This is a genomic window from Kitasatospora sp. NBC_01266 (assembly GCF_036242395.1).
In the GTDB taxonomy this organism is placed as follows: domain Bacteria; phylum Actinomycetota; class Actinomycetes; order Streptomycetales; family Streptomycetaceae; genus Kitasatospora.
This window is the reverse complement of the sequence record NZ_CP108458.1, coordinates 4,330,771-4,352,463: the sequence shown is the minus strand read 5'-3', so window position 1 is coordinate 4,352,463 and position 21,693 is coordinate 4,330,771. Positions and strand designations below refer to the sequence as shown.

Annotated in this window: 22 protein-coding genes; 8 read left to right on the top strand and 14 right to left on the bottom strand. The window is 72.4% G+C overall.

Annotated elements, in window-relative coordinates; genetic code table 11:
• Positions 1 to 126 precede the first annotated feature (126 nt).
• The gene (locus OG403_RS18925; RefSeq protein ID WP_329565940.1) at positions 127 to 1,767 is read right to left on the bottom strand and encodes an FAD-dependent monooxygenase; all 1,641 of its coding nucleotides are present in this window, start codon (positions 1,765 to 1,767) and stop codon (positions 127 to 129) included.
• A 188-nt stretch (positions 1,768 to 1,955) separates the two neighbouring features.
• Here OG403_RS18925 and OG403_RS18920 point away from each other — a divergent pair, with 188 nt between their 5' ends.
• Positions 1,956 to 2,357: a GtrA family protein gene (locus OG403_RS18920; RefSeq protein WP_329565939.1), complete on the top strand. Its 402-nt coding sequence runs from the start codon at positions 1,956 to 1,958 to the stop codon at positions 2,355 to 2,357.
• Positions 2,358 to 2,400: 43 nt separating this feature from the next.
• On the opposite strand, the gene OG403_RS18915 is transcribed toward OG403_RS18920, so the two are convergent.
• Positions 2,401 to 3,075: a helix-turn-helix transcriptional regulator gene (locus OG403_RS18915; RefSeq protein WP_329565936.1), complete on the bottom strand. Its 675-nt coding sequence runs from the start codon at positions 3,073 to 3,075 to the stop codon at positions 2,401 to 2,403.
• A 223-nt stretch (positions 3,076 to 3,298) separates the two neighbouring features.
• On the opposite strand from OG403_RS18915, the gene OG403_RS18910 reads away from it, so the two are divergent.
• Positions 3,299 to 3,775, top strand: a complete 477-nt coding sequence (locus OG403_RS18910; protein ID WP_329565933.1) for an NUDIX hydrolase — start codon at positions 3,299 to 3,301, stop codon at positions 3,773 to 3,775.
• Positions 3,776 to 3,851: 76 nt separating this feature from the next.
• The gene (locus OG403_RS18905; protein WP_329565931.1) at positions 3,852 to 4,436 is read left to right on the top strand and encodes a MarR family winged helix-turn-helix transcriptional regulator; all 585 of its coding nucleotides are present in this window, start codon (positions 3,852 to 3,854) and stop codon (positions 4,434 to 4,436) included.
• Positions 4,437 to 4,503: 67 nt separating this feature from the next.
• Here OG403_RS18905 and OG403_RS18900 read toward each other — a convergent pair whose 3' ends face one another.
• Positions 4,504 to 6,195, bottom strand: coding sequence for a DUF885 domain-containing protein (locus tag OG403_RS18900; protein WP_329565929.1), 1,692 nt, complete (start codon positions 6,193 to 6,195; stop codon positions 4,504 to 4,506).
• 83 nt (positions 6,196 to 6,278) lie between these two features.
• Positions 6,279 to 7,250 (bottom strand): GlxA family transcriptional regulator, encoded by a 972-nt coding sequence (locus OG403_RS18895; RefSeq protein ID WP_329565927.1) that lies wholly within the window; start codon positions 7,248 to 7,250, stop codon positions 6,279 to 6,281.
• Positions 7,251 to 7,350: 100 nt separating this feature from the next.
• Here OG403_RS18895 and OG403_RS18890 point away from each other — a divergent pair, with 100 nt between their 5' ends.
• Complete coding sequence (locus OG403_RS18890; RefSeq protein ID WP_329565925.1) at positions 7,351 to 7,659, top strand: putative quinol monooxygenase; 309 nt, start codon at positions 7,351 to 7,353, stop codon at positions 7,657 to 7,659.
• 96 nt (positions 7,660 to 7,755) lie between these two features.
• On the opposite strand, the gene OG403_RS18885 is transcribed toward OG403_RS18890, so the two are convergent.
• The 4 genes from OG403_RS18885 to thiC form a co-directional block, all read right to left on the bottom strand.
• Entirely contained in the window at positions 7,756 to 8,049 is a 294-nt protein-coding gene (locus tag OG403_RS18885) for a type II toxin-antitoxin system VapC family toxin (protein ID WP_329565924.1), read from the bottom strand.
• A gap of 336 nt (positions 8,050 to 8,385) precedes the next feature.
• Entirely contained in the window at positions 8,386 to 10,350 is a 1,965-nt protein-coding gene (locus OG403_RS18880; RefSeq protein WP_329565922.1) for an ice-binding family protein, read from the bottom strand.
• A 554-nt stretch (positions 10,351 to 10,904) separates the two neighbouring features.
• Entirely contained in the window at positions 10,905 to 11,327 is a 423-nt protein-coding gene (locus tag OG403_RS18875; protein WP_329565920.1) for a hypothetical protein, read from the bottom strand.
• A gap of 176 nt (positions 11,328 to 11,503) precedes the next feature.
• Positions 11,504 to 13,336 carry a phosphomethylpyrimidine synthase ThiC gene (gene thiC, locus OG403_RS18870; protein WP_329565918.1) on the bottom strand — a complete coding sequence of 611 codons (1,833 nt, stop codon included), beginning with the start codon at positions 13,334 to 13,336 and terminating at the stop codon, positions 11,504 to 11,506.
• 303 nt (positions 13,337 to 13,639) lie between these two features.
• Here thiC and OG403_RS18865 point away from each other — a divergent pair, with 303 nt between their 5' ends.
• Positions 13,640 to 13,846, top strand: coding sequence for a hypothetical protein (locus tag OG403_RS18865; RefSeq protein ID WP_329565916.1), 207 nt, complete (start codon positions 13,640 to 13,642; stop codon positions 13,844 to 13,846).
• 212 nt (positions 13,847 to 14,058) lie between these two features.
• The gene (locus OG403_RS18860; RefSeq protein ID WP_329565914.1) at positions 14,059 to 15,546 is read left to right on the top strand and encodes an SPFH domain-containing protein; all 1,488 of its coding nucleotides are present in this window, start codon (positions 14,059 to 14,061) and stop codon (positions 15,544 to 15,546) included.
• A 71-nt stretch (positions 15,547 to 15,617) separates the two neighbouring features.
• On the opposite strand, the gene OG403_RS18855 is transcribed toward OG403_RS18860, so the two are convergent.
• The 5 genes from OG403_RS18855 to OG403_RS18835 all read right to left on the bottom strand — a co-directional run bounded on the left by OG403_RS18855 (position 15,618) and on the right by OG403_RS18835 (position 18,994).
• On the bottom strand, positions 15,618 to 16,628 hold the full coding sequence (locus OG403_RS18855; RefSeq protein WP_329565912.1) for a hypothetical protein: 1,011 nt from the start codon (positions 16,626 to 16,628) through the stop codon (positions 15,618 to 15,620).
• A gap of 30 nt (positions 16,629 to 16,658) precedes the next feature.
• Positions 16,659 to 17,357 (bottom strand): VC0807 family protein, encoded by a 699-nt coding sequence (locus OG403_RS18850; protein WP_329565910.1) that lies wholly within the window; start codon positions 17,355 to 17,357, stop codon positions 16,659 to 16,661.
• Between the two features lie 194 nt (positions 17,358 to 17,551).
• Positions 17,552 to 17,752: a DUF5326 family protein gene (locus OG403_RS18845; protein ID WP_280691242.1), complete on the bottom strand. Its 201-nt coding sequence runs from the start codon at positions 17,750 to 17,752 to the stop codon at positions 17,552 to 17,554.
• 187 nt (positions 17,753 to 17,939) lie between these two features.
• Entirely contained in the window at positions 17,940 to 18,611 is a 672-nt protein-coding gene (gene tenA, locus OG403_RS18840; protein WP_329565906.1) for a thiaminase II, read from the bottom strand.
• Between the two features lie 65 nt (positions 18,612 to 18,676).
• Positions 18,677 to 18,994 carry a cupin domain-containing protein gene (locus OG403_RS18835; RefSeq protein ID WP_329565905.1) on the bottom strand — a complete coding sequence of 106 codons (318 nt, stop codon included), beginning with the start codon at positions 18,992 to 18,994 and terminating at the stop codon, positions 18,677 to 18,679.
• A 61-nt stretch (positions 18,995 to 19,055) separates the two neighbouring features.
• Here OG403_RS18835 and OG403_RS18830 point away from each other — a divergent pair, with 61 nt between their 5' ends.
• Positions 19,056 to 19,433 (top strand): phage holin family protein, encoded by a 378-nt coding sequence (locus tag OG403_RS18830; protein ID WP_329565900.1) that lies wholly within the window; start codon positions 19,056 to 19,058, stop codon positions 19,431 to 19,433.
• 130 nt (positions 19,434 to 19,563) lie between these two features.
• On the top strand, positions 19,564 to 20,091 hold the full coding sequence (locus tag OG403_RS18825; protein WP_329565898.1) for an NUDIX domain-containing protein: 528 nt from the start codon (positions 19,564 to 19,566) through the stop codon (positions 20,089 to 20,091).
• A 15-nt stretch (positions 20,092 to 20,106) separates the two neighbouring features.
• Here the strand turns inward: OG403_RS18825 and OG403_RS18820 are convergent, their stop codons facing one another.
• Positions 20,107 to 21,684, bottom strand: coding sequence for a globin domain-containing protein (locus OG403_RS18820; RefSeq protein WP_329565896.1), 1,578 nt, complete (start codon positions 21,682 to 21,684; stop codon positions 20,107 to 20,109).
• Positions 21,685 to 21,693: the final 9 nt, after the last annotated feature.

Genomic DNA, 21,693 nt, shown 5'->3' with positions numbered 1-21,693 from the left:
GCCGGGTAGTTCGGTTGCGGTGCGCTCACGGCAAGTCAACTCGCCACGGCCACAAGGGAAGTCCCGGAAATACGACGCCGGGGTACGGGGTCGGCCCGGTACCCCGGCGGTGACGTACGACGCGGCTCAGCCGCCCGCTTTGGCACTCGGCGCGCCCAGCCAGTGGGTGAGCGCCGCCCGCAGTTCGGCCCGGCTCGGGTCGGCCGCCGCCCAGGCCGCGTAGCCGTCCGGGCGGATCAGCAGCACGGTGGAGCGCAGCTTGCCATGCGGATCGGCCGGCGCCGCGTGCACCAGGCGATCGGTCCACGGCTCGAAGGCGGCCGCCTCCAGGCCGCCGAACGGGGCGCGGCTACCGGGTGCCCGCTCGTCGCTGCTGACCAGTACGAAGTGGCCGGCCCGCAGCGCCTCGTAGAGCCGGCCCGGCTGCCCGGGACCGTCCTGGGCCAGCCGCAGATCGGGCATCCGGCGCCCGGCCAGCGGGTGCGCGCCCGGCTCGGCCGGATAGCTGATGCCGAGCCCGGAGACGGTCCTGGCGGCGCGGTTGGCCACCGGCTCGACGGAGCCGGCCAGCGCGGAAGCCAGTGAACGTGCCGCGCGGGCGGCCGAACTCCTGGCCAGGCCAAGCCGGATCAGCGCGCCCGAGGTGCGCAGCACCGCCCTGCCCACCGGGTGGCGTTCCCGCTGGTAGCTGTCCAGCAGCGTCTCGGGGGCCCGGCCGCGCACCACGGCCGCCAGCTTCCAGCCGAGGTTCGCGGCGTCCTGCAGGCTGGTGTTCATGCCCTGACCGCCGGCCGGGGAGTGGCAGTGCGCCGCGTCCCCGGCGAGCAGCACCCGGCCGTCGCGGTACTGCGGCGCCTGGCGCTCGTCGCTGTGGAAGCGGGACATCCAGCGGGCCTCGCGCAGGCCGTGGTCGACGCCCAGGGTGCGGCGGGCGATGTCGGCCAGCTCGGCCAGCTCCACCGGTGCCTCGTCCGGCAGTTGGCGGGCCCGGTCCCAGGCGACCACCCGGTACCAGCCGTCGCCGAACGGCGCCAGGAAGGCGAAGCCGTCCGCGGTCGCGCCGAGAGTGAACACGTCCTGCGGCGCGCGCTCCAGCCGGACGTCGGCGAGCAGCACCGAGCTGACCACCGACTCGCCCGGGAACGGGATGCCGGCCAGCTCGCGCACCGCGCTGTGCACGCCGTCGGCGCCGACCACGTAGCGGGCCCGGTGCCTGACCTGGCCCTCGGGGCCGCTGACGGTGAGCGTCACCCCCTCGCCGTCCTGCCGCAGCCCGGTCACCCGGTGCTCGCGCAGCAGCACCGCGCCCGCCTTCACCGCCCGTTCCAGCAGCAGGCGTTCGGTGTGCGTCTGCGGGGTGGCCAGGACGAACGGGAAGCGGGTGGGCAGCTTGCCCAGGTCCACCCGCAGTCCGCCGAAGAACCGCAGCTCGGAGAGCGGGGTGCCGGTGGCGATCAGCTCGTCGGCCAGGCCCCGGGCGTCCAACTGCTCCAGGGTGCGGGCGTGCACGGCGAAGGCCCGGGTGAGGTTGGACTCCTTGCCGCGCTTCTCCAGCACGGTGACCTGCACGCCGGCGGCGGCGAGGTCGCCGGCCAGCAGCAGGCCGGTGGGGCCGGCGCCCACCACGACCACCTCGCTGGTCACGGTGGGTTCGGTGGGTGCGCTGGTCACGGTGGGTTCGGTGCGCTGCGCGGTGGGCTGCGCGGTGGGCTGCTCGGTCCGCTGCTCGCTCTGGTGCTCGGGACGCTGGTCTCGCTGATCCGTCATGGGCTCAACTCCGCCTGCTCGCTGGCTCAATCTCAGTCCACTCTCAGCTTCCCATCATCGCGGGCCCATCAGGTGGTGTGAATCTCATCGACGGGAGAACGGCGACGAGTCACAGTGGAGGCCGGGGCACGCCCCGCACCGGCCGAGCTGTTCGGCGGCCTGTTCGGCGACCTGAGGGGAAGGGCCGGATGGAGGCGGGACGGGCGCGGCTGGTGCGCCAGCTGGCGAGCTTCACGGTGGTCGGGACGTTGGGGACGGCGACGTACCTGCTGCTGTACCTGGGGCTGCGCCAGCTGTGGCCCGCGCTGTTCGCCAACGCGGCGGCGCAGCTGGTCTCCGGGGTCGCGAACACGGCCGCCAACCGCCGCTTCACCTTCGGTGTGACCGGGCGCCAGGGGGTGCTGCGCCACCAACTCGGCGGCGGATTCGCGCTGCTGGTCGGGCTGGTGCTCAGCAGCGGTGTGCTGGCGGCGCTGGGCGCGGTCGACCCGCAGGCCACCCGGGGCGAGGAGGTGGCGGCGCTGGTGGGCGCGAACGCGGTGGGCACGGTGGTGCGGTTCGTGGTGCTGCGCGAGGTGGTGCGGGGCTGAGGGGGGTCGGTGGCGGGATGGTCGGTGGCGGGGTGGCTGGCGGTCAGTGCGGCCCGGGGCCCGGCGGGCCGGCGCGGTGGCCGAGCGGGGTGAGCAGCTCGCGCTCGACCGCCTTGTTCACCGCGTCGATCCGCGAGACCGCGTGCAACTTGGCGAAGATGTTCCGCAGATGGCGTTTGACGGTGCCCTCGGTGATGCCCAGCCGGACCGCGATCTGACGGTTGCTCAGGGCTCGGGCGGCCCAGTCGAGCACCTCCAGCTCGCGGCCGGACAGGACGCCCCGGTCGCCCGCCGTGCCCGCCACCGGGCGGCGCGGGTGCTCCGGTGCCGGGGCCTCGCCGGTGTCGGCGACCGCCGTGGCCAGCGCCGCGAGCACGATGTCCAGCAGCAGCATCCCGGCCCGGATCGAGTGCGTCAGGTGCAGTCCCTGGCTGCTCGGCTCGCCGCCGGGGTCCACCACCTCGGCGATCCCGGTGCCGGGCACCGTCGCGCTGCCCTCGGCCAGGCTCACCGCGCAGTCCAGCAGGATCCGCCGGGCCTGCGCCACGCACTGCTCCCAGGCCTCGGGATCGGCGGCCAGCGGGCTGTCGATCGCCCGCAGCCCGGCCAGGTAGCGGGCCAGCACCTCGGGCTCCTGGGCGAGCAGCCGCTGCGCCGCACCGTCCGCGCGGCCCGGCCGGTCGGTGCCCGGCACCGTTCGCGTGTCGTCGAGGTTCACCCTGGCCACCTTTCCCCGGGAGCGCGGTCCGTCGCGCCACCGCCGCGGTGCACCGGGGCCGACCGGAACACCTGGCGCCAACCTACGGTTCGGGGCGCCGGCGGGGGACGGCGATCGCGGCTCGCGGCCGGGGACCTCGGAACTCGCCGGTCGGACTGTCGCAGGTCGGTACCGGGCTGTCGCTGGTCAGGGCGGTGGGCGACGGGCCGGATACGCTCGCCGCATGGCCATTCCTTCTTTTCTCGCTGAACTGCGGGGCCTGGTCGGCACCCGCCCGCTCTGGCTCTCCGCCGCCTGTGTGGTGGTGCTGGACGACCAGGGCCGGGTGCTGCTCGGCCGGCGCGCGGACACCGGCTCCTGGGCGCTGCCCGGCGGCATCATCGACCCCGGCGAGCAGCCGGCCGACGCGGCGGCGCGGGAGTGCCTGGAGGAGACCGGCGTCGAGGTGGTGCCCGAGCTGCTCGCCGCGGTCACCGTCTCGCCGCCGGTCACCTACCCGAACGGCGACCAGGCTTGCTACCTCGAACTCACCTTCCGCTGCCGGGTGGTGGGCGGCAGCGCCCGGGTGAACGACGAGGAGTCGCTGGAGGTCGCCTGGTTCGCCCAGGACGCGCTGCCCGAGCTGGACGGGTACAACCAGGAGCGGCTCAAGCTGGGACTGGACTGCACGGGGGAGACGGCGTTCCGGTTCGGCGGCTGACCCGGGCGGTGGACGGGGCTCTCACCTGGAAGGGTTGACGGATCGTCATACCCGCCTAATAAAGTACTGCTTCATTATGAAGCAGGTACACAACGCAGCCCAGCCGCCCGCACGCGGCCTGGCACAGGACGCCGACGACTGCCTCTACGATCCCCGAGTCCGCACCGTCCTGGCCGAGTTCACGCTCGGCACCGACACCCTCGCACTGGAGGCCGCCGCCGCGCTGCGGGCCGCCACGCACTCCGTGGAGCGCCTGCGGGCGCGCGGCGCCCAGGGCCGCGGCCTGAGCGCCGGCGCGCTGGACATCCTGATCCGGCTGGGCGCCACCAGCGGCGAGGCGCTGAGTATCGGCGACCTCGCCCGGGCCGCCGACGTCAGCTCGCGCAACGTCACCGGGCTGGTCGACACCCTGGAGCGGGAGGGCCTGGCGGAGCGGATCCCCGACCCGCACGACCGCCGTTCGGTGCTCACCCGGATCACCCAGGCCGGCCGCGGCTGGCTGGACACCTTCCGGCTGCCGACCCAGCGGGCGATGGCGGGGGTGTTCCAGGGCTTCACCCCCGCCGACCTCACCGCGCTGCGGCACCTGTGCCTGCGGGTGGTGGAGAACCAGCAGCGCCTGGAGCACTACCTGGAGCAGACCGAGGACGCGCTGCGCTGATCCGGCGTCGGGCTGCGCCGACCGGACCGCCCGGTCCGGTCGGCACAGCCCGGTCGGCGCGGTCCGGTCAGAGTGCCGCCAGGCTCTCGGCCAGGTCGTCCAGGCCGAGCGAGCCCTGGGAGAGCGCGGCCATGTGCCAGGCCTTGAGGTCGAAGTCCGCGCCCCGCCGGCGCTTGGCCTGCGCGCGGCCGTTCAGCCAGGCGCGCTCGCCGAGCTTGTAGCCGATCGCCTGGCCGGGCCAGCCCAGGTAGCGCTCGATCTCGCCGTCGCGGCGGGCGGCCGGGCTGCCGTGGTACGCGGCCATGAAGGCGGTGCCCAGCTCCGGCGTCCAGCGCTCGCCCGGGTGGAACGGCGAGTCGGCCGGGAGCTCCAGCCGCAGGTGCATGCCGATGTCGATGATCACCCGGATGATCCGCAGCATCTGCTTGTCCAGGTAGCCGAGCCGGTGCGCCGGGTCGGTGAGGAAGCCCAGCTCGTCCATCAACCGCTCGGCGTACAGCGCCCAGCCCTCGACGTTGGCGCTGATCTTGCCGAGGGTGATCTGGTAGCGGCTCAGCCGGTGCTGCAGCGTCACGGCCTGGGCCAGCTGGAGGTGGTGGCCCGGTACGCCCTCGTGGTACCAGGTGCTGACCAGCTGCCAGGTCGGGAAGACCGTGCGGCCCAGGGCCGGCAGATAGGTGCGGCCCGGTCGGCTGAAGTCGAGGCTGGGGCTCGAGTAGTGCGGCGCGACCGAGCTGCCGGGCGGCGCGATCCGGGTCTCCACCTGGCGCAGCGGTCCGGAGATGTCGAAGTGGGCGCCGTCCAGATCCTCGATCGCCCGCTCCATCAGCTCCTGCAGCCAGGCGCGGATGCCCTCCTCGCCCTCGATCAGGTGGCCGTGCTCGTTCAGGTGGGTCATCGCCTCCAGCACGGTGGCGCCCGGCAGCACCTGCGCGGCCGCCACCCGCATCTCGGCCAGCGTGCGGTGGAACTCCTCCCAGGCCCAGCCGTAGGCCTCGGCCACGTCCAGGTCGGCGCCGGTGGCCCGGCGGGCGGAGCGCAGGTAGGTCTCGAGGCCGACCGCGTCCGGCACCGCGAGGGTCAGCGGGGCGTAGTCGGTGCGCAGCCAGTCGCGGAACTCCGCGATCGCGGCGGTGGCGGTGAGCGCGTCGCGGTCCAGTGCGGCGCGCCGGTGCTCGGGACCGTCGGCGACGAAGCCGCTGAACCAGCTGGGCCCGCCGCTCTCCTCCCCGGTCCAGGCGGTCAGTTGGCGGATCGCCGCGTCGACCTGGCGCGGTGCCGACAGCAGCCCGCGGCCGATCCCCTCGCGCAGCGTCGCCCGGTAGCCGTCCAGCGCGCCGGGCAGGGCGCGCAGCCGGGCGGCGGCGTTGGCCCAGTCGGCCTCGGTCTCGGTGGGCGCCAGCGTGAAGATGTTCCGCAGCGACTGGTACGGCGCGTGCAGCGAGCGCACCGAGCGCAGCTGGTCGCCCGCCTCGTGACAGGCCAGCTCGGCGGTCAGCCGCTCGCGCAGCAGCCGCGCGCAGTCGGCCTCCACCGGGTCCGCCCACCGCGGCCCGCCCGCCGCCGTGGCAGCCTCCAGCTGGGCCAGCGCGTCACGCGCCAGCTCGGCGCCCTCCTCGTACCACTGCGGCGACAGCCCCGGTTGCCGGTCCTCCCCCACCGGCTCGCCCAACCAGGCCGCGATGGAGGGGTCGTGGGCCACCATCCGGGCCACGTAGTCGTCGGCGATCCGGCGCGGGGTGAGTGTCTCGTCTGCCATGGGGATCATCCTCGCGCAGCCGCCGCTGGTGTGTCAGGTCGATTCGGCCGTGGCGGACCCGGTTAGGGCCGGACGGGGCCCTGCTAACCCTCGGCCGTGCGGCGCAGCCGGCCCGGGGTGGTGTCCAGCCGCTCGCGCAGCAGGGTGGTGAGCGTGCTGGCGTTCTCGTAGCCGACCCGGCGGGCGACGGTGTCGGTCGGCAGGTCGGTGGTCCGCAGCAGGTGGGCCGCCTGTTCGAGGCGCACCCGCTGGGCGAAGCGCAGCGGGGAGATGCCCAGCACCCGGTCCAGGGCGCGTTGCAGGGTGCGTTCGCTGGTGCCCAGCGCACGGGCCGCGTCCGCGATCCGCAGCGGCTGGTCGAGGTGCTCGCGCACCCAGCGCTCGTAGCCCGCGACGGTCGGGTCGGTCCGGGCCAGGTGTCCCGGGATCGCGTAACTGGCCTGGGTGGGACGGGAGTCGACCACCAGGTAGCGGGCGGCGAGGTCGGCCAGCAGTGGGCTGCGGTCGCGCACCAGGGTGAGTGCGAGGTCCAGGTGGGCCATCGCGGCGCCGGCGGTGGTGATGGCGGCGGCCCGGACCACCATCTGGCTCTCGTCCAGCGCGATCTGCGGATAGCGCCGGCGGAAGACCGGGGCCAGCCACCAACTGGTGGTCGCCGCCAGCCCGTCGAGCACGCCGCTGTCCGCCAGTAGGAAGCTGCCGGTGCAGGCCGCGGCCAGCTGCGTGCCGTCCGCGTGGGCGCGAGTGAGCAGCTCGCGGACCGGGCCCCGCTCGGGCGCGTCCAGCCAGTCGAGCAGCGGCGCCGGCTGCTTGTGGCCGACCCCGGGGACGACGAGCAGCTCGGGCGGGGCGGCCTCGGCGGGGGTGAGCGCGGTGACCAGGTGGCCGGCGGCGGTGCGCACCGGGGCCCGGTCCGGGCGGATCAGCGTCACCTCCCAGGCCGGCGGCGGCTGGGGGAGCTCGCCGCGCAGCTCGTTGGCGGTCTGCAGGACGTCCAGCACCGAGGAGAGGCCCGAGTCGAAGACGCCGTCGACCACCAGCACCGATATCTTCATGTCGGAAACGGTAAGGGATGTGTCGTATCCGCCACTGGGGGGCCTGGCGGCTGCGCTCGTAGGTTGATCACACCAGCCAGCACCCGAAGGGAACGCCCCCATGACCACCACCCCGCGCGTCGGCCTGCTCGTCCGCCTCGAGGCCAAGCCCGAGCACGTCGATGAGCTCCACGACTTCCTGGCCGGCGCCCTTCCGCTGGCCGAGGCGGAGACCGGTACCACCACCTGGTTCGCGCTCCGCCTGGGCCCGACCACCTTCGGCATCTTCGACGCCTTCGGCAGCGACGAGGACCGCCAGGCGCACATCCAGGGCAAGATCGCCGAAGCCCTGTTCGCGGCGGCGCCGCGACTGCTCGCCGAGCAGCCGGAGATCGTGCCGGTGGAGGTGCTGGCGGCGAAGCTGCCGTAGCCGTCCGCGGGTTCGCGGGTTCGCGGGTCCACGGCCGGGGCGCACGGCCCCGGCCGGGTCGGCGAGGCGGTGCGGCCAGGCCACTCGTCGTGGCTGCTACGGGCAGATGAGCTCGACCGTCGGGAAGTAGGTCCGGTAGCGCGTGGCGTCGCGGGTCAGCAGCCGGTAGCCCCGGATCGCCGCGTGTGCGCCGATGTAGAAGTCCGGCAGCGGCGCCGTCCTGCTGCCGCCGCGCTGCCGGTAGCGCAGGAACGCCTTCCCGGCCAGGAATCCCGCTTCGTACGGAAGCGGCTCGCGGAGGAAGTCCTCGGGTGGCAGCACCGCGTCCAACTCCTCGATCGCCGGGTAGGCCACCGAGACCTCCGCGTAGACGATCGGATTGATCACCACGCGCTGTCCTGGGAGGCTCCCGTCCAGTCCGTCAGGACGTGTTCACCGTTCGTCCGGGCTCCCCGCTGCCCGATGATCTCGGGCGGACGGAGTGGTCCCCCCGAGCCATCCCCGGGGTCGTGTTCTGCATCGGGCGTCGCTGAGGGCGGCAGAGAGGAGCCGCAAAACGACGAACCCCCGGGACCGTCAGGCCGGGGGTTCGCTACGCGGGAGGCGCGGACAGCTCACACGTCGCCGAACTCGCCACCCCTCTCAGGCCCGCCGCATGACGCAGCAGTCCGTCAGCAGGAGCTGACCGCCGGTTGGTCCCCAACCGGCGGTCAGACTCCCGATGCGCTAGTGCCGTCGACCGGCTGCGCCTCCTCGGCTCCTCCTCATGAGGAGGATGGCCAAGCCTCCGAGCGCAAGCAGGACCAGCGAGCCGACCACAAGGCCGATCGACTCATCTGTGCCGGTCGCAGCGAGTTCTTGCTTCGACTTGCTCGGATGCTGCCCATGGTCACCCTGGTCGTGACCAACCTCGCCCTTCCCATGCTCACTCTGGCCGTGATCACCCTCGCCCTTCCCGTGATCACCCTGTCCAGGGCCTCCTTGGCCATGACCGCCGTGCTCCCCCGGAGACTCGGGAGGGCCGGCGGGTCCGGGAGGTCCAGCGGGGCCAGCCGGTCCGGCAGGGCCCGGAGCACCGGGGGCACCGGGAGCACCGGGAGCACCGCTGGCCCCGGGAGCGCCGTTGGCGCCAGGCAGGCCGTTGGGGCCGGGAGCACCGGGGGCACCGGGAGCACCGTTGGCACCCGGGGAACCGTTGGGGCCGGGAGCACCGTTGGCTCCGGGCGAGCCGTTAGCGCCGGGCGAGCCGTTAGCGCCGGGGGAGCCGTTGGGGCCGGGAGCACCGTTGGCTCCGGGGGAGCCGTTGGGACCAGGCGAGCCGTTGGCGCCGGGGGAGCCGTTGGGGCCGGGAGCACCGTTGGCTCCGGGCGAGCCGTTGGGACCAGGTGCACCGGGCGAGCCGTTAGCTCCAGGGGAGCCGTTGGCGCCAGGCAGGCCGTTGGGGCCGGGGGAGCCGTTGGGGCCGGGAGCACCGTTGGCTCCGGGGGATCCGTTGGGTCCAGGTGCACCGGGCGAGCCGTTGGGGCCGGGAGCACCGCTTGCGCCGGGAGCTCCGTTGGGACCGGGAGCGCCGGGGGAGCCGTTTGCGCCGGGAGCACCGTTGGCGCCGGGGGAGCCGTTGGGACCGGGCGCTCCGTTGGGGCCGGGTGCGCCGGGAGAGCCGTTGGGACCGGGCGCTCCGTTGGGGCCGGGTGCGCCGGGAGAGCCGTTGGCGCCGGGAGCACCGTTGGGGCCAGGTGCGCCGGGAGCACCGCTGGCGCCGGGCGCTCCGTTGGGACCGGGTGCGCCGGGAGAGCCGTTGGCCCCAGGCGCACCGTTAGCCCCAGGCGCACCGTTGGCACCGGGAGCACCGTTGGGGCCAGGGGAGCCGGGCGCGCCGGGTGCGCCGTTCGGGCCGGGCGCACCAGGAGCCCCGGGTGAGCCGGCAACGCCAGGCGCACCGTTGGGACCGGGAGCACCTGGGGCACCAGGAGAACCGTTGGCGCCGGGAGCACCAGGCGCGCCCGTAGGTCCGGGCGAGCCGGTCGGGCCGGCGGGTCCGCTGGGTCCGGCCGGGCCGCTCGGTCCGGGCGGTCCGGGCGGGCCGACAGTGCAGGCCGCTCTCGTAATGGTGTTGGTGTCCAGTGTGACCGCGCCATTGCGCGCCAGGGCCCGGCCTTCGATCACGGTGCCGGTCTGTGCCGCGATGGAGGTCAGGGCCAGGATGTTGCCCTTGAAGAAGGAGTTGGTCCCGATGGTGGCGGAACTCCCCACCTGCCAGAACACGTTGCAGGCCTGTGCCCCGTTGACGAGACTCACGTTGCTCGCCGAGCCGGTGATCAGGGTCGAGGCGATCTGGAAGATGAAGACCGCGCTGGGATCACCCTGGGCGTCGAGCGTCACGGTCCCGGTCAGTCCCAGTGGCCCAGTGGAGTTGTAGACGCCGGATGTCAGTGTCAGCCCGACCAGGTCGCCCGCGACGCTGGCCGTGGGTGCTCGGCCGGCCGCATCGTTGTACGCGATGACCAGGTCCGACTGTGCTTGCAGGGCGGGCGCGTCAGCGACGTGCAGCGCGCCGTTGATAATGCCCGGTGGAAAGCCCGTCACTGAGGAACCCGGGCTGAGCCCCAAGTCGCCGTTGATCACACTGGGCCCCGTGTTGGTGACCGTTGAACCGCCCAGAACCGCGTAAGTGGTGTCGGTCCCCAGCATCACGGGTGCATCTGCGGCGTGCGCGAGGCTGGGATGCAGAACTCCCGTTGCCAGCAACGCCAATCCGGGGACCAACACGAGGGCTTCCCTGATCCGAGTGCGTCTGCGCCGTCGGCCGGGGGAAGCGGACACGATGACATCCACTGCCATAGGACAAGACCTTTCTTGCCGCCGTTGAACTCGAACTCCCCGTTGCGGAGGCTCCGAGCTGACGTGGTGAGTTCTGGTCGAGCCGCAGGATTCCGGTCGGCGTGTCGAGCCTGTTCGCGGACCTGACCGGATGGGAGGTCACCGAACTGCTACCCGCCGCGGCAGTGACGCACCATTACTCACTCGTATGCACACTAAGGGCCTTTTAGGTCTGATGGTCCGTTAAAAATCCAAACGGGTGATGTGCTCGCTGATTTTCCCCTGTGGAGCAGTCAAGTCACTTGGAAACAGCGGCAGTTCAGGGTCAAGAAAAATCGCGTCCGAGCCCTGGCTATCGGCGAGAAAAGCGCGTCAGAAGTCAGATCCATGAATGGTCGCGAGGTCGAGAGGAGCGCTCGGGCGGGTCAGTAGTCGAGGATCTCGCGGATCAGGCCGAGTTTGTCCATCGGGGAGAGATCCTGAGGCCGACCGTTGAGCAGCCCGTTCAGGACTGCGGGGACATCGCAGCCGTCGGGCTCCTGGATGGCGCTGATGATCTGACACCGGAGGCCACCGTCACGCGCGAACACCCACAGCTCCTGATCCTTGTGCGGCCTGTCGTTCTTGGCTGACAGGCGCCAGGCCGGGAACCAGCCGAGCCCGTCCAGGGTCAGGCTCTCGGCTGCCTCGTCCAGAACGCGCCTGCCGAGCCGTCCGTAACCGAGCTCCTCGCGGAGCTCTCCGAGTGTGGTCCTGGTCAGGCCGCCCGCGGCATGGCAGCGCTCGGCCACAGTGACGGGGTCACCAGCTGCGGCCAGGTGCGGCATTTCGCCGAGCAGATTCGTCAAAGTGCCCATATTCGGGCAAACGAAGAGCGCCGCAGAAACGATGCGCCTGTTCCCCATCCGGGCGCATCCGACGGACCAGGGCGATGATCACCGTCCACCGGCCCGGCAGACGACACGGCGCTGTACTGGGAGGTCCCCTCCTGCCTCCCAGTACAGCGCCTCCTGCGGCTCCCGGGTCAGTCCGCCAGCGGCAGGTAGACCCGGTTGCCGTGCTCGGCGAACTCGGCCGACTTCTCGGCCATGCCCGCGAGGGCCTCGGCGTCGAACTCGGTGTTCACGGCCGTGGAGCCCGCGCCGTGTTCGTCGCGGATCTTCTGACTGATCTTCATGCTGCAGAACTTCGGCCCGCACATCGAGCAGAAGTGCGCCGTCTTCGCGGGTTCGGCCGGCAGCGTCTCGTCGTGGAAGGCGCGGGCCGTCTCGGGGTCGAGGGCCAGGTTGAACTGGTCCTCCCAGCGGAACTCGAAGCGGGCGTCGGAGAGGGCGTCGTCCCAGTCCTGGGCGCCGGGGTGGCCCTTGGCCAGGTCGGCGGCGTGGGCGGCGATCTTGTAGGTGATCACGCCGGTCTTCACGTCGTCGCGGTTGGGCAGGCCCAGGTGCTCCTTGGGCGTGACGTAGCAGAGCATCGCGGTGCCCCACCAGGCGATCATCGCGGCGCCGATGCCGGAGGTGATGTGGTCGTAGCCGGGCGCCACGTCGGTGGTGAGCGGGCCCAGGGTGTAGAACGGGGCCTCGTCGCAGATCTCCTTCTGGAGATCCATGTTCTCCTTGATCTTGTGCATCGGGACGTGGCCCGGACCCTCGATCATCACCTGCACGTCGCGCTCGCGGGCGATCCGGCCCAGCTCGCCGAGGGTCTGCAGTTCGGCGAACTGCGCCTCGTCGTTGGCGTCCGCGATCGAGCCCGGGCGCAGGCCGTCACCGAGCGAGAAGGTGACGTCGTAGGCGCGCAGGAGGTCGCAGAGTTCCTCGAAGTTGCTGTAGAGGAAGTTCTCCTGATGGTGCGCCAGGCACCAGGCGGCCATGATCGAGCCGCCGCGCGAGACGATGCCGGTCTTGCGGCGGGCCGTCAGCGGGACGTACCGCAGCAGCACGCCGGCGTGCACCGTCATGTAGTCGACGCCCTGCTCGCACTGCTCGATGACGGTGTCGCGGTAGACCTCCCAACTCAGCTCCTCGGCCTTGCCGTCCACCTTCTCCAGCGCCTGGTAGAGCGGCACGGTGCCGATCGGCACCGGGGAGTTGCGCAGGATCCACTCGCGGGTGGTGTGGATGTTGCGGCCGGTGGAGAGGTCCATCACCGTGTCGGCGCCCCAGCGGGTGGCCCAGGTCATCTTCTCCACCTCCTCCTCGATGGAGGAAGTCACCGCCGAGTTGCCGATGTTGGCGTTGATCTTCACCAGGAAGTTGGTGCCGATGATGGCCGGCTCGACCTCGGGGTGGTTCACGTTCAGCGGGATGACGGCCCGGCCGCGCGCCACCTCGTCCCGCACGAACTCGGCCGCCAGTCCCTCGCGCAGCGCGATGAACTCCATCTCGGGGGTGATGATCCCCTGCTTGGCGTAGGCGAGTTGGGTGACCGCCGCGCCGTCGCGAGCGCGCAGCGGGCGGCGCGGGCGGCCGGGGAAGACGGCGTCCAGGTTGCGCAGGTTCCCGCCGCGCGGCGCGGTGTGCTTGATCCCGTCGTCCTCGGGGCGGGCCTCGCGGCCGTCGTACTCCTCGACGTCGCCGCGCTGGCGGATCCACGGGTCGCGCAGCGCGGGCAGGCCGCGGCGCACGTCGGCCTCGTAGGCGGCGTCGGTGTAGGGCCCCGAGGTGTCGTACAGCGGGACGGTACGGCCGTTGGTGAGCTGCACCTCGCGATAGGGGACCCGCAGGTCGGGGCGGGTGCCCTCGCGGTAGGCCTTGCGCCAGGCCGGCGTCGGGTAGCCGGTGGACGCGCTGGTCACGGTGGTGGTCTCCGCAGCCGGGCGGGCGTCATCCGGACGTGCGTCATCAAAAACGGTCATCAGACCCTTTACTCCCTACGCCGGCATTACCCGGTCCAGGTTCCTACGGTCGGCGCAGCGGTCGGTCCATGGCCCCAACTACGGCCACGGGCCCTTCAGCGCCCTCTCAGCCCGGTGCTCCGAGCTCCCGTTGGCAGGCGGACTTGCCTGCCCAAAGATGTCCCAACGGTAACCGCAGGCTCGGGCGGCGGTCCAGTAGGGACCGCACCCCGGGAATCGGACCCGGCCATCGGCTGGTGTCGCACCGGTGCGCCAGACTGGGAGGCTGCCAGGTACGACGGTGAGGGAAAGGGGGGCGGCCGGATGATCGGCTGTACGGGGCGGGTGACCGGCAAGGTGGGGCCCGGTCTGGTCGGTGAGGTGATGCTGCTGGTGCCGGAGCGTCAGGGCAGCGAGGCCTTCCTGGCCTACCTCGCGCTGCCCGGTGAGGTGCTGCCGGTCGGCACCCAGGTCGTGGTGGTCGAATACCAGCCACCGCGCACGGTCTACGTCGCCCCCGCCCTGCCGTGAACAACGGCAGTTCGCACGCCACACTGCGTCGCTTTCCGGCCGTCACCGTCCACGCCGGGTAACGACGTGTCACAGGCTCGCGGGACACGCCGTGCCGGACTTCCCATGTGATCGAAACAGGCGCACAATCTCGACTCGCCACCGCGTTCCGCGCAATCCTGCACAACCGAGCGCAGCCACGGAGCGGTGTGCTCTGAAGGGGGATACGGCCGATGTTGATCGGCACCATCGCGGGGATCGTCGCCGCGGCAATCGTGGTCCTGATCGTGCTCTTCAAGCTGTGCTGGCGAGTCGCCGAGCCGAACGAAGCACTGATCATCTCCGGTTCCAAGCACCGCACCGAAGGACTCACCGACGGGCTCGGATTCCGGGTGGTGACCGGGCGCGGGACGCTCGTCACGCCGGGCATCCAGGTGGTCCGCAAGCTCTCGCTCGACCTCAACGAGGCCGACCTGGACGTCGAGTGCGTGACTTCGCAGGGGATCCCGGTCCAGGTCAGGGGCGTGGTGATCTTCAAGGTCGGCGATGACACGGTGTCCATCGCCAACGCCGCCAGGCGCTTCCTGGACCAGCAGAAGATGATGGGCCAGCGGGTCCACAACGTCTTCGCCGGGCACCTGCGTTCCATCGTCGGCGGGCTGACCGTCGAGGAGATGATCCGCGACCGCGAGCGGCTGACCGGGGAGACCCGGGCCGCCTCCGGCACCGAGATGGAGAAGCTCGGTCTGATCATCGACTCGCTGCAGATCCAGGAGATCCTGGACCCCACCGGCTACATCAAGAACCTGGCCGCCCCGCACGCCGCCGCCGTCCAGCGTGACGCGCGCATCGCCGCCGCCGCGGCGGACCGCGAGGCCACCGAGGCGGAGCAGGAGGCCTTCGCCCGCAAGGCCGAGGCGACTCGCAACTCGGGGATCCAGCAGGCCGGTTACCAGGCCGAGATGGACACCGCGGCGGCTCGTGCGCTGCAGGCCGGCCCGCTGGCCCAAGCCGCTTCCCGCCAGGAGGTCGTGGTCCAGGAGACCAAGGTCGCCGAGCTGGAGGGCCACCGCAAGGAGCAGCAGCTGCAGGCCGAGGTCCGCAAGCCGGCCGACGCCCGGGCCTACGAGACCCGCACCAAGGCCGAGGCCGACCGCGACGCGCGGATCTCGGCGGCCGAGGCGCAGGCCCGGGAGACCGAGCTGAAGGCCGGGGCCGAGGCGAACCGGGTGAAGATCGCCGCGCAGGCCGAGGCCGAGGCGACCAAGGCCCGGGGTCTGGCCTCCGCCGAGGCCACCAAGGCCACCGGTCAGGCCGAGGCGGCCTCCGCCGCGGCCAAGGGTCTGGCCGCCGCCGAGGCGGCCCGCGCGCTGGGTCTGGCCGAGGCCGAGGCGATCAAGGCCCGGGCGGCCGCGCTGGCCGAGAACCAGGAGGCCGTGGTCGCCCAGCAGTTGGCGGAGAACTGGCCGGAAATCGTCCGGGCGGGCGCCGAGGCCTTCGGCAACGTCGAGCACATGGTGCTGCTCAACGGCGCCGAGGGGATGGGCGAGATGTTCGCCAAGGCGCTCACCATGGGCGGCACCGGCCTCGGGCTGGCGCGCCAGCTGCTCGGCTCGATGAACCCGGCCACCGAGGCGGGGCAGGAGGCCGACCGGCCGGCCAGGCCGGCCGCCGGCACCACCACGCACCCGATCCCGGTCCAGGCCGACCCGGGCGCGTAACCAGGAACCGAGTAGTGGCCCGCTCCGCCCCCGGCGGAGCGGGCCACTGTCGCGTCCAAGGCCCGGACGGCTCAGACCCGGTACGCCTCGGCCAGCGCCGCGAAGACCCGCTTCGGCCGCCAGCCCAGCCCCGGCCGGGCCTGCGGCGCCTCGGGCGGCAGCAGCGCGACCACGCCGTAGGACCCGAGGTCCAGGTCGTGGCGGGGCTCCTCGCGGTGCGGCGCCCGGTAGTGGGCGAAGGTGAACCAGAAGGCGCTGTCCACGCCCTCCTCCTCGAAGACCGCCAGCAGCTCCCGGAGGTAGCGCACCTGCTCCTCCTCGTCCCGGACCAACTCCTCGGTGACGTAGGGCTGCTCGGCGTCGTCCTCGGTGATCGCCCAGCCCATGGCGCCCCGCTCGCCGGCGCCCTGGTAGGCGCAGCAGCCGAACTCGGTGACCACCACCGGCTTTCCGTGCCGGAACTCGTGCCGCAGCTGCTCCCGGTACCGTCCGGCGTTGTCCGCGTCCCGGTAGGCGTCCACGCCGACCAGGTCGAAGGGGGTCCAGTCGATCCGCTCCCAGACGCCCGAGGCGTAGCTCAGTCGCCCGTGGAAGTGCTCGCGGGCCACCCCGGCGGCCCGGGCCAGGAAGGCGTTGAGCTCGGCCCCCACGTTCCCGAAGTTCGCGCGCACCGCCGGATCGGTGCTGCCGAGCGCGGCCAGCCGGGCGCCGAAGTCCTCGCCGGGCAGGAACCCGGCGGCGAACAGCGAGAGTTCGCAGCCCAGCACCAGCACCACCTCGGCGCCCAGTGACCGGATGTGCTCGGCCCGGCGGGCGCTGTCCGCGAAGTACGGCAGCAGCTGCTCGGCCGCCAGGTCGCAGGGGAATGGCGCGAACCACACCTCCAGGCCGTACCCGGCGGCGAACTCGGCCGCCAGTTCTATCCGTTCGGGGTGGGCGCCGCTGATCCGCACCGCGGTGCAGTGCAACTCCTCGGCGATCACCCGTAGTTCCTCGCGCACCACGGCCGGGTCGAACTCCTCCCGGGAGAGCCCGCCGCCCGGGCGGAAGCCGGTGTCGTAGTTGATGCCCTTGCCGCGCATGTTCTCTCCCCGCTCCGGTGTGGTGGCTGGTCAGGCCTGCTCGGTGATGAGCTTCTTCATCCGCTCGGTGCACGGGCCGGAGACCACCGAGGCCAGCCCGATCGCGCCGATCAGGAAGACGGTGGGCAGCCAGACCATGGTGGTCAGCGGCAGGGTGTAGGCGCCGACCACCCGGGCCACGCACTCCAGCATCAGCGCGCCGCCCCAGATCACCGAGTGCCGCAGCGCGTAGCGCCGGAACTCCGCCGACTCGACCCACAGCCGTCCCCAGGCGGCTTCCCGGGCGGGCTTCCCACCGGTCAGGAAGGGGCGCAGGCCCACCGCCATCAGCGGCCTGCCACGCAGCGCGGAGAAGAGGATCCCGATGCCGATCGCGCTGCTCACCAGGCCGTCCTTGGCGATCATCAGCCGCGGGTCGCCGGTGAGGAAGGTGGTGACGATGCCGGCCACGTTGACCAGCAGCATCAGGCCGGCCAGGCCTCCCCCGGCCATCGGCCGGGAGGTGCCCCCAGCCGCCCGTCCCTGGACCAGCCCGTAGACGGTGCGCACGGCCGGCACGACGCTGCTGACGATCAGCGCGGAGACCAGGCTCAGACCGAAGACCGAGTGCGCCAGGTAGTAGGTCGCCAGCGGCACCGCGACGTCCACCACCAGCGGCAGCAGTGTGCTCGCCAGGGGGCTGCGCTGCTTGCCGACCGGTGCCGCCTCGGTGATGGTGGTCTCGCTCATGGCCCGTTCCTCCCGTTGTCCTGCCTGGTGACAAGGGAGATTCTGCCGATCCGAGCTGACCCGCCGTCAGTGCCTTGTGTCGCCGGTGCCGCATGACAGCTGTCACGGCGGCGGCCGTCGGTTGTCACGAAACGCCGCGGCGCCCGGTCCCTGCCGAGCAGGGACGGGCGCCGGAGCGGAGGCGGCGTTGCGGGTCAGCCCTTGGCCGCCCGCTTGACCAGGATCACCACCCCGGCTGCGATGCCGACCACCACCAGGGCCTTGACCGCGAACCAGACCAGCGAGCTGATCACGCTGAAGACGATTCCGAGCACGTTGAACGCGATGATCAGCACCAGGATCGGGACGACGATGTTGCGAACCCAGGAGGGCAGCGACTTCCAGATCTCAGCCATGTCCGTACCTCTTCTTCCCCTTCGGGTCGGCCCTTGGTGCCGCGTCCCGTCCGCTTTCGGTACTTCGATCGTACGAGGGCCCCGAAGCGGAAACGAGGGTTCAAGCCCCTGAGAGAACCCGGATACGGCCCTGAGGGAGGGACCTCAGGGTCGCCCTTATCGGCCTCCTACAACCCCGCTGCCGGGCTCACACGGGCCACTTCTCGCCGCGCCAGGCGGCGTCCCAGAACATCCACTCGTACCGGGTGGTGGTGCGCACGTGCTCGTGCATCCGGCGCCGCTCGGTGGGCGAGACCTGCTCGCCGAGCCGGTCGGTCAGCTCCAGCACCCGGCGCACCACCGACTGGAAGGCCTCGTCGCCGTAGACCGCGATCCACCGGGCGTAGAGCGGATCGGGCGAGGACTTGGCCAGCAGCTGCTCGCCGACCCGGGCGTAGACCCAGTAGCAGGGCAGCACGGCGGCCACCGCCTCGGCGAAGGAGCCGCCGTGCACGGTGGCCAGCAGGTAGCTGGTGTAGGCCCGGGTGGTGGGCAGCACCGGCTCGGCGGCGGCCTGTTCGGCGCTCTGCCCGAAGGCCTCCAGGAACTCCGCGTGCATTCCCTGCTCGGCCGCCAGCGCGCCGATCGCGTCGTCCGCGAAGGCCCGCACCTCGGCCTCACCCGGTGCCTTGGCCGCGCAACCGGCCAGTGCCCGGGCGTAGTCGCGCAGGTAGTGCGAGTCCTGCACGACGAAGTGCCGGAACGCGGCGCGCGGCAGCGTGCCGTCGGTCAGGCCGGCCAGGAACGGGTGGGTGAGGATCTGGGTGTACACGGGCGCGACGGTCTCGGCCCACAGCTCCTCGGTCAGGGTCTGGGTCATCCCCCGACCCTACGCGCGGGCCGGCCCCGGCCGGGCTCGGGTCTCGGGCGGAGGCCCCGGCGTGCTCAGGTCTCCGGCGGTGAGAAGACCACCAGCACCCGCAGCTCCTCGGTGATGTGGTGGAAGCGGTGCGGCACCCCGGCCGGGACGAAGACCACGCTGCCGCGCGCCACCGTGCAGGTCTCCTCGCCCACGGTCAGTTCGGCCCGGCCGCTGACCACCTGGTACAACTCGTCCTGCTGGTGGGCGGACTGGGTGTCGACCTCGCCGGGCGCCAGCGCGTACAGGCCCGCCGACATGGTGCGCTCCTTCAGGAAGCGCAGGTAGGCGCCCTGCTGCTCGGCCCGGTGCCGGTCCAACTCGTCCAGCCGGAAGACCTTCATCAACCGCTCCTTTCAAGGGGGTGCTTCCACTGCCCCGCCCGATCCTGCGACCATGCGGGGCATGAAGCACTTCGTGGTCAAGACCCTCATCAACGCGGCTGCCATCTGGGTGGCCGCCTGGATCGTCAACGGGATCACCCTGTCCGGCGGTGACTGGCAGCAGAAGACGCTGACCGTGGTCGCCGTCGCCCTGATCTTCGGCGTGGTGAACTGGCTGATCAAGCCGCTGGTGAAGTTCTTCTCGTTCCCGCTCTTCATCCTGTCGCTGGGACTGATCACCTTCGTGATCAACGCGCTGATGTTCTGGCTGACCTCGTTCGCCTCGGACCGGCTGAAGCTGGACTTCCATGTCGACGGCTTCGTACCGGCGCTGATCGGTTCGCTGATCATCAGCGTGGTCGCCTGGGGCCTGCACCTGGCGGTCGGTGACGAGGACTGAGCGGAGCGCGACCGCGCGACGCCGATCGTGCGGGGTGCGATCACTTCGTCCGCCTGTGCGAGTTTCGTCCCGCCCGGGCCGAGGGATGCTGAGGCACAACAGGCATCCGGAGGTGACCCGAGTGGTCGAGGTGACTCCCCACCCCCGCCCGGTGGTCAAGCGCACCGCGCGGGCCATCCTGCTCGAACTGCCCACCGACGATCCCTGGCACGGCCAGGCCCGGTTGATCGTGATCAAGCGCACCAGGCCGGGCTGCAATCCGTACTGGATCACTCCCGGCGGCGGGGTCGAGCCGGCCGACCGCACCGTGGTCGACGCCCTGCACCGCGAGGTGGACGAGGAGTTGGGCGGCAAGGTGGTCGACGTGGTCCCCGCCTTCGTGGACACCGTCGCGCACGCGCACCACGAGGACGGGACCCTGGCCCACCCGCACGGGGTCAAGGTGCAGCACTTCTTCGTCTGCCGGCTGGCCGCGCTGGACCCGGCACTGCGGCACGGACCCGAGGTGGACGAGCCGCGCGGCGAGTACGAGATCGTCCGGCTGCCCTTCACCCGCGAGGGCGTCACCTCGGTCAACCTGGTGCCGCCCTCGCTCCGGGCCTACCTGGCCGCCAACATCGAGGGGGTCCGGGCGATGCTCTCCCCCGATCTCGGCTAGCGCCTGCGGAACCGCTCAGCCCTGGCCGGCCGCCAGGTCGTGGTGCACCCACTCGGGCCGCACGCCCGAGCGGGTCAGCGCGGCGGTGGCCCGGCGGACCATCGCGGGCGGGCCGCTGAGGAAGGCCTGGTGGCCGTCCCACGGACCGCGCTGCGCCACCACGTCGGAGAGCAGCCCGCACAGCGCGCTGTCGGTGCGCTGCTCGGAGAGCACCGGGTGCACCGCGAGCCAGGGATGGCGCCGCTCCAACTCGCGCAGCACGGGCAGCTGGTACAGCTCCGCCGTCTGCCGGGCGCCGTAGTAGACCTCGACCCGGCGGCCCAGCGCCCCGTGCTCGGCCACCTCCTCGACCAGCGCGGTGATCGGCGCGATCCCGGTGCCGCCGCCCAGGCAGAGCAGGTGACCGGGGGCGGTGTGGTCGACCGCCATGGTCCCGGCCGGCGGACCGAGCCGCAGCACGTCCCCGGGCGCCGCCCGGCGCACCAGGGCGCTGCTCACCCAACCGGCCTGCAGCGCCTTGACGTGGAAGGTCAGCAGCCCGTCCGGGCGCGGCGCGGTGGCGAACGAGAAGTGCCGCCAGACCCTTGGCCACCAGGGCGTCTCCAGGGTGGTGTACTGGCCGGCCCGGTACGGGTACGCCTGGTCGGGGCGGACGGTGAGCACCGCGACGTCCGGGCTCGGACTCTGGTGGGAGACCACCTCGGCCTGCCACCAGGGCGGCGAGGTCCGCGACGCCTGTTCGGCCGCGTCGATCATCACCTGGGCGATCAGCCCGTAGACCCGGCGCCAGGCCAGCTCGGTCTCGGCGTCCCACCGGCTGCCGCTGTACTTCGCCAGCGCGGCCACCAGGCACTCGCCGACCGGTGCGTAGTGGCCGGTCAACGTGCCGTACTTGCGGTGCCCCTGGCCGAGCCGGGTCAGGTACTCGGTCAGCGAGGCCGGGTCCTCGGCGCTGCGGGCGGCCTGCAGCAGGGCGCGGAAGAGGCGGTCGCGCTGCACGTCCATGGCGGCCGGGAAGAGCGCGCGGACCTCGGGGTGGTGCAGGAAGATCAGCGCGTAGAAGTGCGCGGTGGCCCGGTCGGCGACCGGCTCGACCACGGCCAGGGTGGCGCGGATCAGCTCCAGGTCGCGCGCGGTGGGGGGTTGGGCGGCGGGGGCGACGGCAGGGGAGAGCACGGGCGGCGGCGGGGCGGTGCTGCCGAGGGTGTCGATGGCCCAGGCCTGGCTCCAGTGGTCTCCCGGGCCCGCCCAGTTGAGGCCGGGGGCCCAGCGGAACAGCGGCTCGATGGCGGGGCGGGACTCGATGGCGGGGCGGGGTTCGGCGGGCTGCCGGGGCTCGGCGGCGGGTGCCGGGGCGGGCTCCGGCGGGGTCGGCGCCTGGGTCGCTGCCTGGGTCGCGGGCGGTGCCGGGATCATCGGGGGCTCGCTGGGCATCGGCGGCACCACCAACGGGGGCGGTACCGGCTGGAGTTCGGGGCGTAACTCGGTGCCGGGCATCCCCGGCACCGCCGTGGCCGCCGCCGAGCCCGCCCCCATCCCCGAGCGGACCAGCAGCGCGGAGAGCGACTTCACTTTGACTTGACGCGTACTCAAGAGAATCGT

What these genes read in the sequence shown, in the direction of transcription:
- OG403_RS18925 (WP_329565940.1), bottom strand. Translation starts at nt 1,767, where the DNA reads ATGACGGATCAGCGAGACCAGCGTCCCGAGCACCAGAGCGAGCAGCGG.
- OG403_RS18920 (WP_329565939.1), top strand. Translation starts at nt 1,956, where the DNA reads ATGGAGGCGGGACGGGCGCGGCTGGTGCGCCAGCTGGCGAGCTTCACG.
- OG403_RS18910 (WP_329565933.1), top strand. Translation starts at nt 3,299, where the DNA reads ATGGCCATTCCTTCTTTTCTCGCTGAACTGCGGGGCCTGGTCGGCACC.
- OG403_RS18905 (WP_329565931.1), top strand. Translation starts at nt 3,852, where the DNA reads ATGAAGCAGGTACACAACGCAGCCCAGCCGCCCGCACGCGGCCTGGCA.
- OG403_RS18900 (WP_329565929.1), bottom strand. Translation starts at nt 6,195, where the DNA reads ATGGCAGACGAGACACTCACCCCGCGCCGGATCGCCGACGACTACGTG.
- OG403_RS18895 (WP_329565927.1), bottom strand. Translation starts at nt 7,250, where the DNA reads ATGAAGATATCGGTGCTGGTGGTCGACGGCGTCTTCGACTCGGGCCTC.
- OG403_RS18890 (WP_329565925.1), top strand. Translation starts at nt 7,351, where the DNA reads ATGACCACCACCCCGCGCGTCGGCCTGCTCGTCCGCCTCGAGGCCAAG.
- OG403_RS18880 (WP_329565922.1), bottom strand. Translation starts at nt 10,350, where the DNA reads ATGCTGGGGACCGACACCACTTACGCGGTTCTGGGCGGTTCAACGGTC.
- thiC (WP_329565918.1), bottom strand. Translation starts at nt 13,336, where the DNA reads ATGACCGTTTTTGATGACGCACGTCCGGATGACGCCCGCCCGGCTGCG.
- OG403_RS18865 (WP_329565916.1), top strand. Translation starts at nt 13,640, where the DNA reads ATGATCGGCTGTACGGGGCGGGTGACCGGCAAGGTGGGGCCCGGTCTG.
- OG403_RS18860 (WP_329565914.1), top strand. Translation starts at nt 14,059, where the DNA reads ATGTTGATCGGCACCATCGCGGGGATCGTCGCCGCGGCAATCGTGGTC.
- OG403_RS18855 (WP_329565912.1), bottom strand. Translation starts at nt 16,628, where the DNA reads ATGCGCGGCAAGGGCATCAACTACGACACCGGCTTCCGCCCGGGCGGC.
- OG403_RS18850 (WP_329565910.1), bottom strand. Translation starts at nt 17,357, where the DNA reads ATGAGCGAGACCACCATCACCGAGGCGGCACCGGTCGGCAAGCAGCGC.
- OG403_RS18845 (WP_280691242.1), bottom strand. Translation starts at nt 17,752, where the DNA reads ATGGCTGAGATCTGGAAGTCGCTGCCCTCCTGGGTTCGCAACATCGTC.
- tenA (WP_329565906.1), bottom strand. Translation starts at nt 18,611, where the DNA reads ATGACCCAGACCCTGACCGAGGAGCTGTGGGCCGAGACCGTCGCGCCC.
- OG403_RS18835 (WP_329565905.1), bottom strand. Translation starts at nt 18,994, where the DNA reads ATGAAGGTCTTCCGGCTGGACGAGTTGGACCGGCACCGGGCCGAGCAG.
- OG403_RS18830 (WP_329565900.1), top strand. Translation starts at nt 19,056, where the DNA reads ATGAAGCACTTCGTGGTCAAGACCCTCATCAACGCGGCTGCCATCTGG.